General features: G+C 49.9%; 12 protein-coding genes. 5 read left to right on the forward strand and 7 right to left on the reverse strand.

Features of this window, described 5'->3' with window-relative positions; all coding sequences use genetic code 11:
* Nucleotides 1-49 precede the first annotated feature (49 nt).
* Nucleotides 50-976, forward strand: coding sequence for a LysR family transcriptional regulator (locus tag FFM79_RS06070; RefSeq protein ID WP_137642575.1), 927 nt, complete (start codon nt 50-52; stop codon nt 974-976).
* 123 nt (nt 977-1099) lie between these two features.
* Here FFM79_RS06070 and FFM79_RS06075 read toward each other — a convergent pair whose 3' ends face one another.
* From FFM79_RS06075 to FFM79_RS06100, 6 genes are all read right to left on the reverse strand, one after another.
* Nucleotides 1100-1408, reverse strand: coding sequence for a helix-turn-helix domain-containing protein (locus FFM79_RS06075; protein WP_137642576.1), 309 nt, complete (start codon nt 1406-1408; stop codon nt 1100-1102).
* A gap of 27 nt (nt 1409-1435) precedes the next feature.
* Nucleotides 1436-1741: a helix-turn-helix domain-containing protein gene (locus FFM79_RS06080; RefSeq protein ID WP_137642577.1), complete on the reverse strand. Its 306-nt coding sequence runs from the start codon at nt 1739-1741 to the stop codon at nt 1436-1438.
* Nucleotides 1742-2054: 313 nt separating this feature from the next.
* The gene (locus FFM79_RS06085; RefSeq protein ID WP_137642578.1) at nt 2055-3581 is read right to left on the reverse strand and encodes an extracellular solute-binding protein; all 1527 of its coding nucleotides are present in this window, start codon (nt 3579-3581) and stop codon (nt 2055-2057) included.
* Nucleotides 3582-3694: 113 nt separating this feature from the next.
* On the reverse strand, nt 3695-4657 hold the full coding sequence (locus tag FFM79_RS06090) for an alpha/beta hydrolase (RefSeq protein WP_137642579.1): 963 nt from the start codon (nt 4655-4657) through the stop codon (nt 3695-3697).
* Nucleotides 4658-4705: 48 nt separating this feature from the next.
* Entirely contained in the window at nt 4706-5926 is a 1221-nt protein-coding gene (locus FFM79_RS06095; RefSeq protein ID WP_137642580.1) for an MFS transporter, read from the reverse strand.
* A gap of 115 nt (nt 5927-6041) precedes the next feature.
* A complete protein-coding gene (locus FFM79_RS06100) occupies nt 6042-8459 on the reverse strand; it encodes a glycoside hydrolase family 2 TIM barrel-domain containing protein (protein WP_137642581.1) in 2418 nt (805 codons plus the stop codon).
* Between the two features lie 122 nt (nt 8460-8581).
* Between FFM79_RS06100 and FFM79_RS06105 the strand changes: the two genes are divergently transcribed.
* Nucleotides 8582-9562 carry an AraC family transcriptional regulator gene (locus FFM79_RS06105; RefSeq protein ID WP_137642582.1) on the forward strand — a complete coding sequence of 327 codons (981 nt, stop codon included), beginning with the start codon at nt 8582-8584 and terminating at the stop codon, nt 9560-9562.
* Between the two features lie 448 nt (nt 9563-10010).
* On the opposite strand, the gene FFM79_RS06110 is transcribed toward FFM79_RS06105, so the two are convergent.
* On the reverse strand, nt 10011-10997 hold the full coding sequence (locus tag FFM79_RS06110; protein WP_137642583.1) for an AraC family transcriptional regulator: 987 nt from the start codon (nt 10995-10997) through the stop codon (nt 10011-10013).
* A gap of 225 nt (nt 10998-11222) precedes the next feature.
* Between FFM79_RS06110 and FFM79_RS06115 the strand changes: the two genes are divergently transcribed.
* Genes FFM79_RS06115 through FFM79_RS06125 form a run of 3 tightly spaced genes read left to right on the forward strand, consistent with a single transcriptional unit; the run spans nt 11223 to nt 17330 of the window.
* A complete protein-coding gene (locus tag FFM79_RS06115) occupies nt 11223-12926 on the forward strand; it encodes a glycoside hydrolase family 3 protein (protein WP_137642584.1) in 1704 nt (567 codons plus the stop codon).
* A 16-nt stretch (nt 12927-12942) separates the two neighbouring features.
* On the forward strand, nt 12943-15756 hold the full coding sequence (locus FFM79_RS06120) for an alpha-L-rhamnosidase (RefSeq protein WP_137642585.1): 2814 nt from the start codon (nt 12943-12945) through the stop codon (nt 15754-15756).
* A gap of 20 nt (nt 15757-15776) precedes the next feature.
* Nucleotides 15777-17330 carry a glycoside hydrolase family 43 protein gene (locus FFM79_RS06125; RefSeq protein WP_137642586.1) on the forward strand — a complete coding sequence of 518 codons (1554 nt, stop codon included), beginning with the start codon at nt 15777-15779 and terminating at the stop codon, nt 17328-17330.
* Nucleotides 17331-17440 lie beyond the last annotated feature (110 nt).

The raw sequence follows: 17440 nt of genomic DNA on the forward strand, positions 1-17440 counted from the left end.
CTGAACCGATTGTTCATTTCAACACAAAATTGATGGGAGAAAAAACACTATGGAAACCACGAAATTAAAGACTTTTCTCGCAATTGCCACCTATGGTAGTTTTAAAGCTGCCGCTGATAAATTATTTCTTTCACCACGAGCTGTCTCCAAACAAATGAACCAAATTGAAGCCGAATTGGGAACGACCCTATTTACCCGTGAAAAAAACAATACCGAATTAACACCGATGGGCAAACAGTTTCTAGTCAGTGCCCAGGACATCGTCAACAGCTACAACACAGCGGTCAACCGGATTGCGCTCGAAAAGCATCAAAAAAATAGCAACCTCCAAGTTGGCTTTTCATCCGCCAACCAGGCGCTACTATTACAAGAACTATTACGTGATTTTGTGAACGATCACCCCAAAATCAAACTAACTTTCAAGGAAGAAAACGGCCAGCGCTTAGCTGATCACGTTTCCGACGGATCACTAGACTTCGCATTAACGCCGACCTACGACAAAACATTGAGTTTAGAAGACGCCAACCTCTACTCACAATCAATTGTTAAGGGCAACCTAGTCGTTGGCGTCAGCCAGTTAAATCCCTTGAGTCAGCAAGATACTTTTGATTTGCACCAACTGGGATCATTAAAAATTCTCTATTATAGTCCGACCGATTCGAACTTTCTTCAAAATATCTTTATGGAAAAATTCGCTGATCAGATTGACCGTGACCAAATTCGCCGGGTCGCTACCTTAGAACAACGCGACGTACTAGTCGCCTTTAACTACGGTGTCGGCTTTTACCCGAGCGTTTTCTTAAAGCGGGAACGTACCAACAATCCATTAATCACCTACTTACCAGTGGCGGGTGTCAGTAACGCCGCCTATTCTGCGGATGTTATATATAATCAGTACAATGATAAGGCCGCGCTTAAAACCTTTTTGAACTTCTTAGCAGATTGGCTCAAGCAGCACCCGGCTTCTAGTAATTAAAAAAATTGGGTGCAAAGCCTTCGAATCTAAAATAAGCGGACTAGAAAGTACGCATGCAAATACTGCATATTACGGCGTAAAAAAGCGTTGGCTCAAACGAGTCAGCGCTTTTCTGAATCATATTCAAACCAGTAACTGCTTCACACTCGGTTGCTTGTAGAGCACTTCTAACAACCGCTCCGCAACCTTACTAGGATGAGAGCGGCCGGCTTCCCAGTCCTTGATTGTCCGGAGCTTAACCCCCATGACAGTCGCAAAGGTCTCTTGGTTAAAGGTGAGCGTTTCGCGCAGCTCACGAATTTCACGGGGTGAAAACGCGGGCTTGTCTGTAAGTTTAACGCGATTGACAGTCATTCCCGTATAATCACCATCCTCAAGGGCGGCCCGCATCTCTTCCAAGCTCCGCTCCAAGTCCGTCTTTTTTTCAGCCATTTTTAAAACTCCTTCCTAAGTTAACGTTTAAATCAGCAACGTTTTCACACTCGGTTGCTTGTAGAGCACTTCTAGTAACCGCTCCGCAACCTTACAAGGATGGGAACGTCCGGCTTCCCAGTCCTTGATTGTCTGGAGCTCAACTCCCATAACAGTCGCAAAGGTGTCCTGATTAAAGGTGAGCTTTTTGCGTAACTCGCGAATTTCGCTTGGGGTAAAAGCGGGCCCGTCCGTAAGTGAACGCCGGTGGACGGTCACGTGCGAATAATCACCGTCAAGCGCTGCTAAGAGTTGCTCTGCGCCGATTTCGATATCAGATTTTTTGTGTGCCATGTTGTTCCACGCTCCCTCTAAATAAATTAACCACGGTTTCAATTTAAGTTGTTTGTGACGCTCTATATTTATTATTAATATTATATCATTTTTTCTATTATTAACCATCTTTTACGCGTTTAATACAAAATAGGAAGAGTGTGAGGCCCAGCGGGTTGACCTTGAGCATTGCCTAGCTAAGGCGTTATCGCGGGTTATGCGATGGCGACTTAGCGTAGCAAGCACAGCGGTCAGCTGGGCCGAACACGTTTCACCGCACTTCCCCATAAAAATAAGGCTCGAAGCAACCGCTCCCAACCTTAATCCATCAATTCTATTCACTTGACCGCTGCTGATTCAGCTGACTATACTCACGAATAACTTGCCGCCCACCTGCATCAAGCCACTTATCAATCGCCTGCTGCCACTGCTGGTCGTCAATTTCACCAGCCATGTATTGCACCTGAGCATCCGTAATAATTTTATCAAGCACCGCCCCGTTGCGCGAATAGGTGGCCGACACGTACGGCGCCGCTTCATTATTCACGGCATGCTTTTGATCTGCCGCCATTGTCGCATAGCGTTTATCCGCAATTGGTTGTAGCGTTTTTGACACAATGCGGTAGGCCTCGTTGTTGGCATTCACGCCCGTCTTGACTTGAGAAATCGCAATCGTATCGTTTGTAATTTCTCGGTAGCGTTTTGAACCCGGTTTCAACGGTGTCCCGTACTGCCGGTCATCCGGATCGACCTTAAAGTTTTGGTTAGCAATCCCGTTATTCATCAACACTTGGCCCTGCTTACTGTCCGCCTGGTCCAGAAACTTTAAAATACGATTCAATTCGGCCTTCGTTTTAACACTCGCCTTCGGAATCGCCAACAAACCACTGTAACCACTCGTCGCCCAAGAATGCTGCGTGGCCGAAGCACTCGCCTTTAAGTTCCCCGTGAAGGCGTAAATTTGCTTGAGTTGCTGGTCATTCAAGCGCTCACTTAACTCGGCCATCCCGTAAGCGGGCTGAATGAAGCTCCCGCCACGTTGATTAATAAACGACGTAATCAGACTATCGGTCGAAGTCGCAAAATCGGGATTAATGTAGCCCTTTTGGATGGCTTGACGGAACCACTTCAGGGACTTCAAATAGGCCGGCGACATAAAGGCCGGGTACAACGAACCGTCCTTCCGTTCACCCCAGCCATTGGGGGCGCCTAACCAGGTCGCTACAATTTCCCACGGGGCTCCGTTATTTAAGCCGTACCATTTATTGACTAACATCCCGTACGTATCATCCTTGCCGTTTCCATCCGGATCATCCTCAGTGAACGCGCGCATCACGTTCTCCAACTCCGGTAACGTCGTTGGCGTCTTGAGCTTTAATTTTTTGAGCCAGTCCTTCCGGAGGGTCACCGACGCGCGCATAATGTCACGCGAGCGGTAAATCCCATAAATTTGGCCGTTAATGCTCGAGTTACGCAACACTTGCGGGTTGGCCTTCGCCAAATTAGGATACTTCTTCAAGTACTTCGTTAGGTTCCAAAATTCGCCCGACTTAGCGTACTTAATGAAGCTGGCGTCCTTTTCCTTAAAGACAATAATGTCCGGCAACTGGCTCGCCGACATCGCGACGTTGACCTTATCACTATACGAGTCATTGGTATACCAGCGAAAGTTTAGGTGCGTCTTGGTCATCTTTTCTAGCCGCTGCGTTACCGGCCCCTGCTTAGCGGGGGCGTTACTCGTTAAGTACGGCGCCATGATGGTAATCGTCGGCTGCTTGGTCTGCTTAGCCGTTCGCGCTGAACAGCCACTTAGTAATAGGCCGCCCAGTACGACCACGATTAATTTAAACCACCGTTGCATTGCCAACGCCCCTTTCGTCTACGTTTAACGATAAACTAAAAAACCGCTTTTTGAAAGCGGTTTTAGTCAAGTCAATAATTATCATTACTATTACCAAGGAAAAACGGTGGTGGTTACCGCAATCCTTGTTGCATCCGTTCAAAGTCTGACAACGCCGGCAAATGCAGCGAAAGCCGCTTGGCAAGCCAGCCGGTGCAAGCCGTCATCCACTGCGCCACGTCCGGTTTGATTTGCGACCGCGACTCACTGCTTGCTTGGGTGGCCAAGCTTAAGCCATGCGGGCCGTCTTCAAACACGTGCAACTCATATGGGACGTGGTGCGCGGCCAACGCAGCCGCCATCCGTAGCGAATGCCGACTTGAAAGGAGCTGGTCGCCAGCCGTTGTCCAAATAAAACACGGTGGCGTTTGATCCGTTACTTGGCACGCTGGACTAATCTTGGTGAGGGTGGCATCGTCCGGCTCAGCTTCACCGACTAGCGCGACGTTCGACGCCTTAATAAAAGCCAGGTCCATCGGGTCGGCTTTATGCTTCAAGTCTTCCATAATCAAGTGGTAGTCCGTCAACGGATAGCCCATGATAACGGCCAACGGCTTTAATTCAGCTGGCGTCACGTTCAGATAGTCCGTCAAGATAGGCTGGTTCCAATTAGTCGCGTACAGCCCAACGTTGTTACCGCCCGCCGAGAAGCCACATAGTACCAGTTGGTCGGGATCAACCTGCCAGTCCTGCGCGTGATGCTTAACCGTCAGCACGGCCCGCCCTAAATCTCTTAGAGCATGCGGGTACAGCCGATCAGCTTTAACGGGTAAGGGCTTCGATAAGTCTGGAAAGCTCAGGGTCCCGTCTTGATAGACCGTGTAGCGTAACACGAAAGCGTGGTAGCCCAACGCATTAAACTGAAGCGCAATTGGCTCCGCCTCCCGATCTGAGCAACTAAAGTAGCCGCCACCGGGACAAATCAGCACCGCGGGTCGGGGCTTACCCTTCACCGTTTCCGCAGAATCAGCCAGTAAGTACGCCGTTAGGGTGACGTTCGGATTCTGTTCGTCCAGTTGAATTTCTTTAATTTGCATTTGCGTCTCAACCTTTCTTATTAATCCGCTTACATTTTTCTTTGGCCGTTACGCGCCTTGATTGACGGGGCTTTGACCATGGCCGCTTTTGCGGTTCCGGCTAATTTTTTCAATCCGGGAACCGAAGCGGGAAATAAAGAGTAAGCCAGCCGCAGCCACGCTAATTGCGATTCCAGCAATGAAGGAAGCGCCACCAGCACTAATGTTAGCAACCGCCAAGAGAACTGGGGTCATCACACCAGCAAACGAAGTCACCAGCGTATTCATCGCAATCACAACTGGGAATTGCTTTTGATTAGCTAAAATCGATAATTCATATGGCACCGTTGCATTGACCATCACGATTCCCATTCCGGAGAACATGTTCCCAATGACGTGCATAACGGGGTTAGCGAAGAAGACCACGAAGACAAATGAGAGGGCAAAGGCGATAAAGCCCCAGGCCATCGTATCTTGGCGAGTCAGCTTCCGGAGATAGGTCAGGCCAAACGCGGTCAAGATCCCACCGACGTTGCCAATGGCGGTAACAATCGCAGTATAGGCCGTCCCGTTACCCTTCGCAGCTAATAGAATCGATTGGTTTGACATGAAGATCATCATTGCTAACGAAGTCACAAAGGTAACGAGGAGGAGCACGTAAACGTACCCGCTCAAGCCTTTAATGCTACTAAGAAAACTCGTTTTTTCATTATTGGCGGCTTTATTAGTCAGTTTAGGACTCTGTGGCACCATGAAGTACACGACAAGGAAAATCACAACGGCCAGTAGGTAAATCCAGAATAAGTTGCGCCAGTTTGCGCCACCTAACACCCCGCCAATCGCGGTAAAGGCCATCATCCCAATGTTATTGAAACCAACGGCCCAGCCCATGACGGTTGCCCGTTGTTCACCTTCAAAGTGTTCTTGAAGTAATACGGGGCCCACGTTACTGATTAAACCTAACCCAAAACCCATGGCAACCATGCAGGCCAAAATCATATTTAAGCTACTATTGAAGAAGACTGGTAGCAACCCGCTGACCGCTACGAACGCAACGGACAGTAGCCCAATGTTTTTACGAGTGATCTTGTAAGTTAACCAAGTGAAAATTAAGGTCGCAATCAATTGGCCTAATTGGGGAATCGTACTTAACATTTGGACCTTTGAAATTGGTTCGTCTGGGAATGATTTGCTGATGGCGGCAATCGCTGCTCCAACCACGGATCCGGACATTAACAATAGGTTCATACTCAGGATTCCGAAAGCCAGTGCTAATTTTTTCTTCGTCATAATCTGCGCGTCCTTTCGTTTTTTTAATTATGTTTGCGCTTTCATTCAACAATTAAAGTATATGGTGAATGATTTCACTCCACCATATTCAAAAATCACTTTCACTATGTCTATTTCACTGGTGCACAAATTCCGTTTGTAAGTGGGCCCGCAACTGAGTCGGCTCGTTTTGACTGTTTGCACGGAGGATGACCAAGGCGTGACCGTTAAACAAAGTGACTTGGTCAGCTTGACTTAACTGTAAGTTAGCCGGATTCCCATTACCCGTGGCAACAAATTGACCAGCTAAAATTTCAAGCTTCACGCTATCGTTGGCCGTTGCGACTGGTTGATTAGCCGCATCCAGGGCGGTTAACCGGTATAAATCAGTCGCGTTTCCGTTAAAAATCCGCTCAACCGCAACCTTAACGGCCGGACCACTGGTGATGCGTTGATCCTGCGCCACAACTTGGTTAGCTTGATAAGCAATGACCGTCAGTGTGCCCGCTTCGTATGGGACCTGCCAGTTAACTTGGCAATCTTGAACCGTTTTACGGCCATAACTGTGGTCATTAACCAGTAGCTCTACTTCGGCCGCGTTGCTAAAAGCGCGCACCCGCGTTTGACCATCCGCCGTCAATTCCAATCCAGTTTGGTTCCAGTGCGGCATGACGTGGACCATCGGTGTCTTAGTCCAGTGAGCCTGATAGTAGTAATAGTAGTCCTTAGGGAAACCGCATAGGTCGGCGATTCCAAATTGGGAACTAATCCCGGGCCAACCAAATGGCGACGGTTCACCGTAGTAGTCAAAGGCCGTCCAAAGGAAGACCCCGCCCATGTACGGGTGAGCTTGCAGGTACGCCATCACCGTTTCTGGGGTGGCCGTACCACCAACGCCGGGGTCGCCCGGCTGCCGCTTGCCTGGTAAAACCATCGAATATAGCGAACCAAAGTTATTAGTCTGGCACTGGTCACCATCATCTTGGTAGACGCCCCGCGTTGAAAAGTAGGAGGCGTTTTCGGTACTCATCATTGGTAAGTCGGGGTAGTGTGCTTTAATTAGCTTCGCCCCCGGACCCATGACGCCGGCTTCGGGATAGTTCACCCCGAGAACGTCCAAGTTAGCGATGTATTCTGGATCAACCTTTCCCTCTGGTGTTAATAATTCGGCTGAAATCACGAGGTGTTCGTGGTCCAACTGCTTAATCGTCTGAACGAGTTGTTTCGCGATGCGGCTCCCAACCGACGTATTGCCACTCACTTCTTCGTTGGCAATTGACCAAAAACCGATTGATGGGTGCTGGCGACTCTTACGCACCATCCGCTTCAAATCAGCTAAGCGCCACGGCGTACTTTCCAGCAAGCGGTTCTCGTTAATTACAATGACCCCGTACCGGTCACAAGCCCGGAGCAGTTCTTCGGCCGCAAAGTGGTGGGTACTACGCCAAGCGTTCACACCCATTTTCTTCATTTGTTGAACCTTGTAGTCCACGATATCTTGGTCTAAGGCGATTCCGACGCCCGCAAAGTCTTGGTGTTCACAAACACCGTGTAATTCGTACGGTTGACCGTTTAAATAAAACCCAGTCGTCGTATAATCAAACGTATGAATCCCGACAGTTTTGACCACTTCGTCACCGTCAATTTTAAACTTAGCGGTGTAGCAATCGGGATGTTCCGGCGACCACAGCTTAGGCGAATCCAACTGGAACGATTGTTCAAATTGAACCGTCTGTTGTGGCGCAATTGTTTGCGTTTCAAACGCCAGCGCTTGGCTGGCTATGACCAGTTGTGGCTGGACCGTTACGGCCGCGGCACTGTTATTTTTAACCGCCACTTCCGCTTGCATGGTTGCGTTGGTCGCATTGATTTTTTGTGTATAGACGTAGGCCCTGTCTGGATCTAACGCCACTAGTGGTTGTGCTTCCAACCAGACCGAACGGTAAATACCCGCACCCTCATACCACCAGCCTTCAGGACCAGTGGTCGTATCCGTCCGCACGAGTAAAACGTTCGTCCCTTCGTTGCCATAACGCGCCATCGCCGTCACATCAAACTCAAAGGCCGTGTAACCACTATTGTTATGCCCGAGGTAGCTGCCATTCAACCAAACGTCCGCCATCCGCATCACGCCATCAAAATGTAAAACGTAACGTTGATGCTGATAACCAGCCGCCGGCAAGTCAAACGTGCGGCGGTAATAGCCAACCCCGTCCGGTTTGGACCCACTCATTAAATTTTGCGGGTCGTTGACGTAGGGCTGCGTCATTTTCCAATCGTGTGGAAGTGTTACTGTTTGCCAGTCGGCATCGACCGTACTCGTTAAGTCCGTTCCGGCCAGATTTCGCAGGCCCTGTTCAACGTGGCCTTGCGAAATCAACTTTAAGAAGTGGGTGCCCCCCGGGCTCACGGGTACCCGCGCTCCCGCTTCATCCGGCATGGGCGCCGTTAAACCGCCAAAGGCCTGCGCCTTCTTAGCCGTTTTTAAGACCGGGGTTGCCAATTCGCCCCGATGAAAAAGCCAATTTTGATTTAAATTAATTTTTGTATGCATGCTCGTCAATCCCTTCGATAAGTTCAGTCTACTGAAATTTAGGCTGTGCTATAATGCACATAAACGACATTTAGAAACCGCTTACTGTAATTTTCCAACTTAGCACGAAAGGAGGCAGTTCCATGACCAATTCCGCTTTTGACGACCTCACTAAACGAACGGCTACCGACGACGCTGAAATTACAACGCACGCGCCCATGGCCATCTTTTATAAGAAAAGGGTTACCGCTCAAGTCTTGTACACCCAGGTTCAGGCCGGGAACGTCACGACCTTTGAAGCCGCGGATTATCAAGAAATGCACCGCGACCGCGACTTCGAATTGATGTACGTGCTCGCCGGGCAAATCACGAACCATTTGGAAGACCAAACAACGACCCTGATTGCCGGCGAGGGCTGCCTACTGAATCCGCAAATCATCCATTCTGAGCAACTAGCGCCCCATACGACCGTGATGTTCATCAACTTATCCCGGACCCTATTAACGCAATTATTAACGGGCGTGCCACTGGACGGACCAATTTTCAGTTTTCTGAACCACAACCTCGCGGAAAATAATGCTTGGCAACGCAACTACCTGGAATTCTCGCGGAGTATTCCGTATACCAACCAGACCTTTAAAATTATCTTGGACTCCCTGCAACAGGAAGTTGCGACCCGTAAAATTGGCGCGGCCTACTTTCAAGCGGGTCTCGTTTTACGGCTTTTAAACGCGTTAGAAGATACGGCGCGCTTCAGTTTAACGACCGTTTCACTCGACCTATCCAAGGATGATTACCTGGTTAACCGAACGATTCGCTTAATCGAAAACCATTACGGCAACATCGCCCGTAAGGATATTGAAGCCGCACTCCATTACAACGCGGAGTACCTTAACCGCCTACTTAAAAAGCAGACCGGGAAAACCATCAGCGCTTATGCCCAACACGTTCGAATTCATAACGCCCAGCAACTCCTCATTACGACCGACTTGACGGTTCAAAGTATCGCGGAACGGCTCGGCTTTTCAAACGAGGTTTACTTTTACCACTACTTTAAAAAGCACGTCCAACTCTCACCAAATACCTACCGGCAACAATTTAAACTGACTAATTTACCAAAGTAAGTGACCATCACCGGCTTAATGCTGACCGGGGACTGCGATCGGTTAGCGAGCATCAAATGCGATTATCGCTCTAAAACAGTCGTATTTAATTAGTTTTCAAAAATGTCCACAACGTACGACAACAACCCGGGTCCTAAGAAAATATGAATTTCTTAGGACCCGGGTTGTTTAATCGTTTTATTTTGATTCTATTATATGTGGTGTTGGTTTATTAAAGTCAGCCGAAAAGCCTCGTATTAAAGCAAAATTAGCCAGTAGCGGGTGTAACCATGGCTCAACTGCGAAATTATTCTTAGCCGGAAGTGGGCTGCTTACGGCTTAGAATAAGGCTCGAATTTGAGATTGCGGGGTGGATTTCCCCGTGAGCTCAAATCGATGCCCGCAGTGTTCCAGCCAACCGGTTACACCCGCTGCTGGCGGCAGATTAACACCAACTGATACAGAACCTTTATTTTTGCTCCCGGTACTCGGTCGGCGACACGTTTAAGTGTTGACGGAAAACTTTATAAAAGTAGGACGGATTTTCATAGCCAACTTTGACGGCAATTTGCTCAATCGGTGCGCTGCTATAAGTCAGGTATTTCGCGGCGACGTTAACGCGTTGCAAGTGGACCAGTTTAATAAACGTTAGACCGGTCGCCCGCTTCAAATAGGACGATAAGTAATTCGGGTTAAAGCCAAAATAGGCCGCCATATCGCGTAGGGTAATGTCCGCATAATGCTTTTCAATGTACAGCAGTAACGCCAGCAAGTCGGTAGTCCGGTGTGCCGCGACCTCAACTTTGGTTGTTCCCGCCACCCGGATTAACCGTAAGAAGAGCGTCAAAATCTCCAAGCGGATAATTTGGCTGGTTTGGTTGTCCGCATGGTAATACTCCTGAATAACGTCGTATAACGTATCCACGATTTTAGGATCATGTTGAATTTTGAAAAGGCCATAATTCGCCTCGCCATGATTCTCGTTTGATAACAGTGAAAAGAGCATCGTCGCCACGCTGGGGGTCGCGCTTTCGGCCAACATAAAATCAAAATCGTTCATCGTAAACGCCGATTGCTTAAGCGCCAAGTTTACCACGATGGCCCCGGTACTAATTGGTTCCACCCGGTGGACCGCATTATTTCCCATCACAATAATATCGTCTTGCGCTGCGTGTAGTTTTTCCCGCTTAGTCACGACCGTGCAGTCGCCCAATAACGGAATCATGATTTCGACATAGTTATGCTTATGAAACGGAATGTAAGAATTCACCGGTTGTACCGAAATCGCAATCGACTGCAAGCTCTCTTCAAGCGAATCGTCCAGCGTGTGATAGAACTCATAAACCGGTTCCGTACCAACGGAGCCCGCTCGTTTGGGCCGCATGGTTGGTTCCATCTTTTGCCAGTCACGGGGCTGATTATTACGGTGTAAGAGTTCCAGAATTTCAGTATTCATCCGCTTCGCTTCCCTTCATCAAGTTGGTTTTTTACAGGTTCTTTTTTCCGGAGTTGTTTCCACTCATTGTAACCGTTTTTATCTTACCTTAACCTTAATAGTGTGATAAGGGCTTTTCACTAACACCTACGAAATCGACACAGAATTACTTGGTTTTAGCAATAGTTTCCGCGGGGCCGTTAAGTTAGCATGTAAGCGTAATCATAAATTTGGAGGTTTTAAATTATGGTAGATTTAAAACAGAAACCGTACAACCTTAACCAATCACAAATTAACTACGTTGAAAACAAAGTTAAGCAAATGACGCTTGACGAAAAAGTTGGCCAACTCTTTTTTGTCATTGGTCAGGATGAAGACAGTGTCGATATCAAAGCTTTCATTAAAAAATACCAACCTGGTGGGATGATGTATCGGCCCGACCAAGCGCAAAAAATAAAGCGTGAAATCGCAACGGCGCAAACCAGTAGCCAAGTACCGCTTTTCTTTGCGGCTAACTTGGAGTCTGGTGGTAACGGCATTATCAACGAAGGTACCTGGTTCGGAATGCCGCTGGAAATGGCGGCAACTGATGACCCGCACAACGCCTATGAACTCGGGAACGTTGCCGGCTCCGAAGCCCGGCAAGTCGGCGCCAACATGTCGTTTGCACCGATCGTCGATCTCGACCAAAACTTTCGTAACCCGATTATGAATACCCGGACCTTCGGTGATAACCAGCAGCGGGTCACTAAGATGGCCGACGCGCAAGCACAAGGCTTAACCGAAAACGACATTATCCCGGTCATCAAACACTTTCCGGGTGACGGCGTTGACGAACGTGACCAACACCTGTTAAGTTCGATCAACTCGCTGTCGACCGAAGACTGGATGACCTCTTACGGGCAAATCTATCGCCACTTTATTGATCAGGGCGTCTCAAGTATCATGATTGCTCACATCATGCAACCCGCCTGGGAACGCCAACTTGATCCTGGCATCGCTGATGAAGACTTACGGCCCGCTTCAAGCTCAAAATTATTGATTGACGGCTTGCTACGCAACGTTTTACATTTTAACGGACTGACCATTACCGACGCCACCCCGATGTTGGGTTACAACACCGCTTTACCGCGTAAAGAACTCTTGCCGGCCACGATCAACGCCGGCATCGACATGATTCTCTTTAATAAAAATATTGATGAGGACTACGCCGCTATCAAAACGGCGATTCAAAACGGTACGCTGACCATCGAACGCGTCAACGAGGCCGTCACCCGCATCCTCGGTACAAAACTCGCGCAGGGGGTCATGGACAGCGACGAACAAACCTTGATCACCGCCCCCGCTCAACTCGACTTACACCAAGCCGACCACTTAGCAGCGGCGCAAGCTGCGGCCAAGCAAGCCGTTACGCTCGTCAAGGACCGCGACCAGCTACTCCCAATTACCCCTAAAAAGTACCCGCGGATTCGGCTCGTCGTCCTCGGCGACACCGACGACGGCGGTTTCAAGGAAGGTGGGCACGTCACGGATGCGTTTAAGACCGGCCTTGAAGCCCAGGGGTTCCAAGTGACTTTGTTTGACCAACGTCACTTAGATTTCCACGAAGTCTTTGAGGAGGGCGTTTCGGACCTTCAACAAAAATTTGATTTAGCGCTCTACGTCGCCAACGTCGAAACCGCCAGCAACCAAACGACGACCCGGCTGAACTGGGTCCACTTAATGGCGGCCGATGCGCCGTGGTTCCTCAAGAGTATCCCGACCGTCTTCGTTTCGACGGCCAACCCGTATCACCTATTCGACATTCCGAGCGTTTCGACCTTCGTCAACGCCTACACCGGCAATCAAGCTAGCATTGACGCCACGCTCCGCAAGCTGAGCGGCCAGGAACCGTTCTTGGGTAAGAGCCCCGTCGACCCATTTTGTGGCGACCTAACTGCCAAACTGTAAAAAAGGAGTTAACATCATGCAAATTTCAGATATTTTAGTCAATCACATGCACGCGCCGTTGGGTTTTCAATTGGACAACTTGCGCCTCGAATTCAAAGTCACCGCCGCCAAAGCAGGCCAGATGACGAAGCAATTAACGATTTGGGCGACCGATGCGAACCAGCCGCTGTATCAAACGACTAAGTTACCTTATGACAACAACTACTTTGACGTTGAAATGGCGCTTCAACCGCGAACCCAATATCACGCCGAAATTACGGTGCAAACCGCCGCTGAACAAACTAGCGCAACGACCACTTTTGAAACTGGTAAAATGGCCGAAGCATACAGCGCCAAATGGATTGCGAACGCCGATAAGGACCTGCAAAACACACTCTTCAAGCGCAATTTTGAGACGGCTAAAGCCATTCAATCAGCCCGGCTGTACGTCACCGGCCTTGGCGTCTACGAAGCGTACTTAGATCACCAAAAAGTTGGCGACGAGTACTTAGCCCCGGGTTCCACCGACTACCGTAAGTGGGTCCAAGTTCAAACTTACGACGTAACTGAACCCTTACAAACCCAAACCAACCACGAACTCCTCATTTCAACGGGTGATGGGTGGTATAAGGGGACCTTTGGCTTTGATGGCGGTCAGGAGTGTATTTACGGTGACCAGCAAATGGCACTCGCCGAACTACATTTAACCTACACCGATGGGACGCAGGCCGTCATTAACACCGACGACCAGTGGCAAACCACGCGCGGCCGCATCACTAAATCCGCCATCTACTACGGTGAAGACTTAGATGATACATTGCCAATTGGTAACTGGCAACCCGTAACGGTGCTTACCAAGGCCACGACCATGCTCGAAGACCGGTTAAGCTTACCAATTAAAATCCAAGAAACCTTACCCGCAAAAGAACTGATTGAAACGCCCGCCAAGGAACAGGTTTTAGATTTTCGGCAAAACCAAGCGGGCTGGTTAGAGTTCTATAACACCGAACCTAAGGGAACAAAATTAACTTTCCAAATGGGTGAAATTTTGCAAAAGGGTAATTTCTACCGCGATAATTTACGCGCTGCCCGTGCCAGCTTTACTTACGTTTCGGATGGTCAAGCTAAGTGGGTTCGGCCCCACTTCACCTACTTTGGTTACCGCTACGTCAAAGTAACTGGCAACACCCAACCACTCGAATTGAAAAACTTTCGGGCCGCAGTGATGTATTCCGATATGGCGCTAACCGGTAGCATTCAAACCGACAACGCCAAGGTCAACCGGCTGTTCCAAAACGTTTTGTGGGGGCAAAAGAGTAACTTCTTTGATGTCCCAACCGACTGCCCACAGCGGGATGAACGCTTAGGCTGGACTGGTGACGCGGACATCTTCTCCAACACCGCCGCTTTGAACATGAACGTCTACCCGTTCTTCAAGAAGTACGCCAAGGACATGGCCGTCGAACAAGCTCAGCACGCTGGCATGCTGACGATGTACGCCCCCGCGATGGGAGTCGACGATGGCGGCGCGGCCGTTTGGGGCGACGCGGCCACGATCATTCCGTGGAACATGTACCAGACATACGGTGACCCGGCGATCATCAAGCAAAACTACGCTAGCATGAAGGCCTGGGTCGACTGGATTACGGCCAATACCAAGACAGCCAACCTCTGGACGGGGATGTTCCAATTTGGTGACTGGATTGCCTTAGACGGTGAAAACCCAGCGTTACCAACTGGAAAGACCGACGAAGACTTTATCGCCTCCGTTTACTACGCATACTCCAGCGAAATTGTCGCTAAATCGGCGCAACTGACTGGGCACAAAGCGGACGCGGCCCACTACGCCCAACTCGCTGCTGATATTCGGGCGGCCATTCAAAATGAGTACATTACGGCTAACGGACGCCTCTCAATCGATACGCAAACGGCTTACGCCTTAACGCTCTACTTTAAGCTCGTCCCAGAATCACAGTTAGAACGGGTCGTCAGCGACCTCGTCGCCCGCTTGAAGAAGGATAACGACCACTTGCAAACCGGCTTCGTGGGTACGCCGTTTATTTGCCAAGTCTTATCCAAATACGGTCACCACGACTTAGCCACCAAGATTTTCATGTTAGAGGACTTTCCAAGCTGGCTGTACGCCGTTAACATGGGCGCCACCACCGTTTGGGAACGTTGGAACTCCGTGGAAACGGACGGCTCGATGAATCCCGACGGCATGAATTCGCTGAACCATTACAGTATTGGGGCCATCATGGAGTGGGGCTACAAGTACTTACTCGGAATTGACGGTCACACGCCAGGCTACCAAGAAGTGACGTTGAAGCCGAACTTTAACTACCGGTTGAAGCAAGTTGCTGGTCACTTTGATACGCCGTATGGCGATTTACAAGTGGCTTACCAGGTTGAAAGTGACGCCGAACACCGCATTCAACTAACGGTGACGGTTCCGGTGGGTGTTACGGCCCACGTCGACTTACCGCGGGCAACTGACCAAGCGGTTCAAGTTAATCAGCAAGCGCATCAAGGCGGACAGTTCGACTTAACCGCGGGCACTTACACCATCAATTACGTCCCGACCCAGGATTACGTCGGCCGCTACAATGCTGAAACCCCGGCAAAAGTCATTTTACAAGACGCAGAACTGACAAAGCAGATTGATCAAATCGACCCGGTCCTCGACTTCTTCCGTAATGATCCAAGCGCTGCGGAAGGCGGCTTAGGTACCATGTCGTTAACGAAACTGAATACCTTGTTGCCGTTTATTAACGTTAGTGCCGACCACTTAGCCGCCATTAACCAGTTACTGGCCCAAACACCACTACTTAGTGAACGGACCAGTAAGTAAGCCCGGAAGGAAGCGTTCAAATGATAACAACTTATCAAAATCCAATTTTACGCGGAATGATGCCCGATCCTAGTATCGTTCAGGTGAACGGCGTCTACTACCTCGCTAACAGCACCTTCGAGTATTATCCAGGGATCGCCATTTCAAAAAGTACCGACCTCCTGAACTGGGTGCGTCTCCCGGGCGTTATTCAACAACCGGCGCAAGCCGATTTAAGCCACTCGAAGTCCAACGAAGGGATTTTCGCGGTTTGCCTGCGTTACCATCAAGGCCACTTCTACGTCATCACGACTAACTTCGCCGAGTTCAAGACCTTCATTATTCGGGGAAGCTTAGCGGCGGATGGCGCCGCAATTGACTGGGAGACCCAGCGTACCATCGTTGACGTTGCCGGGATTGACCCCGACCTCTACTTTGAGGATGGCCGGACCTACGTTCAATTCACCGGCTACTTAGATGATCACGGGACCAAGGGTATCCAGCAAGTTGAAATCGATCTAACCACCGGCGCCGTGTTGACCGGACCGCAACTATTAACGTACGGAACCGGCGGCCGCGACGTCGAGGGACCGCACATCATCAAAAAGGCCGGTTGGTACTACCTATTGATGGCGGAAGGTGGCACTGGAATGGGCCACATGATTACCATGATGCGTAGCCGCTCGCTGTGGGGCCCGTTTACGGCGCCCAACGCGGTGAACCCGCTTTTCACCAACCGCGACCGGGCCAATGAACCGTTACAAAACATTGGGCACGCCGACCTCTTTCAAGATTCCAATGGCCACTGGTGGTTAACTTGCTTAGGCACGCGCCCCGCAAGTGTGGGCTTCATGCAAATCACCAACCTCGGCCGTGAAACGTTGCTTTATCCGGTTGACTGGCGTGGCGACTGGCCCGTAATTTACACCGGCACGCCAACCCAGACCGTTGACCTCCGTCAGTGGCCGAACCACGCGGCCAGTTTAACCCAACCGCAAGCGTTACCTGATTTTGAGGATAACTTCAAAGGTGCCAGTTTGCGGCCCGAATGGTTGACGCTACGAGCCAACGTACCGAGCTTAACGGTTGGCCCCGCCGGACTACGACTCGGGGGTAACGCTAGCCGCTTAACCGACTTAGGGACTCCGGCTTTCGTGGGCTTACGGCAAACGGAACCCGACCAAACGTTCCAAGCGACCGTAACGGCAGCCACCGCTCTAAACAGCGGCCAAGCCGGGATTGTCAGTCTCATTAACGTTGACCACTACGCCGCCCTCCTCCTTCAGGCGGACTCGACCGGCCAAATTCTGGTCATTCGTGATCAACGCGTCGCCGACGTTCACTACCGCCAGGTGCTGGGAAAATTAGCGGCCCTACCGCAAACCCTCAGTATCACGAACCACGCAGCGACTAAGACTTTCACGGCCACGACCGCAACTAATGAGCAACTTAGCTTTACGACTGACGCGCTCAACCTCTCTAATGAGGCAATCGCCGCCCTCAATACTGGCGACATCCAGGGGCTCTACGCATTCGATGACGCGCAGCTGGTCATTGACCACGCGGAACGCCACCGGTTAGCGCCAGAAGCCTGATAATTAAAAAGTACGATGAACGATGCGATTTTGCTCGCGGTTCATCGTACTTTTTTAATGTTTAACTGCCGCCGACTGGGTGACTGGATAGCGCGTTTATCTGAACAGTT

It is taken from the genome of Lactiplantibacillus modestisalitolerans (assembly GCF_005405425.1).
GTDB lineage: Bacteria > Bacillota > Bacilli > Lactobacillales > Lactobacillaceae > Lactiplantibacillus > Lactiplantibacillus modestisalitolerans.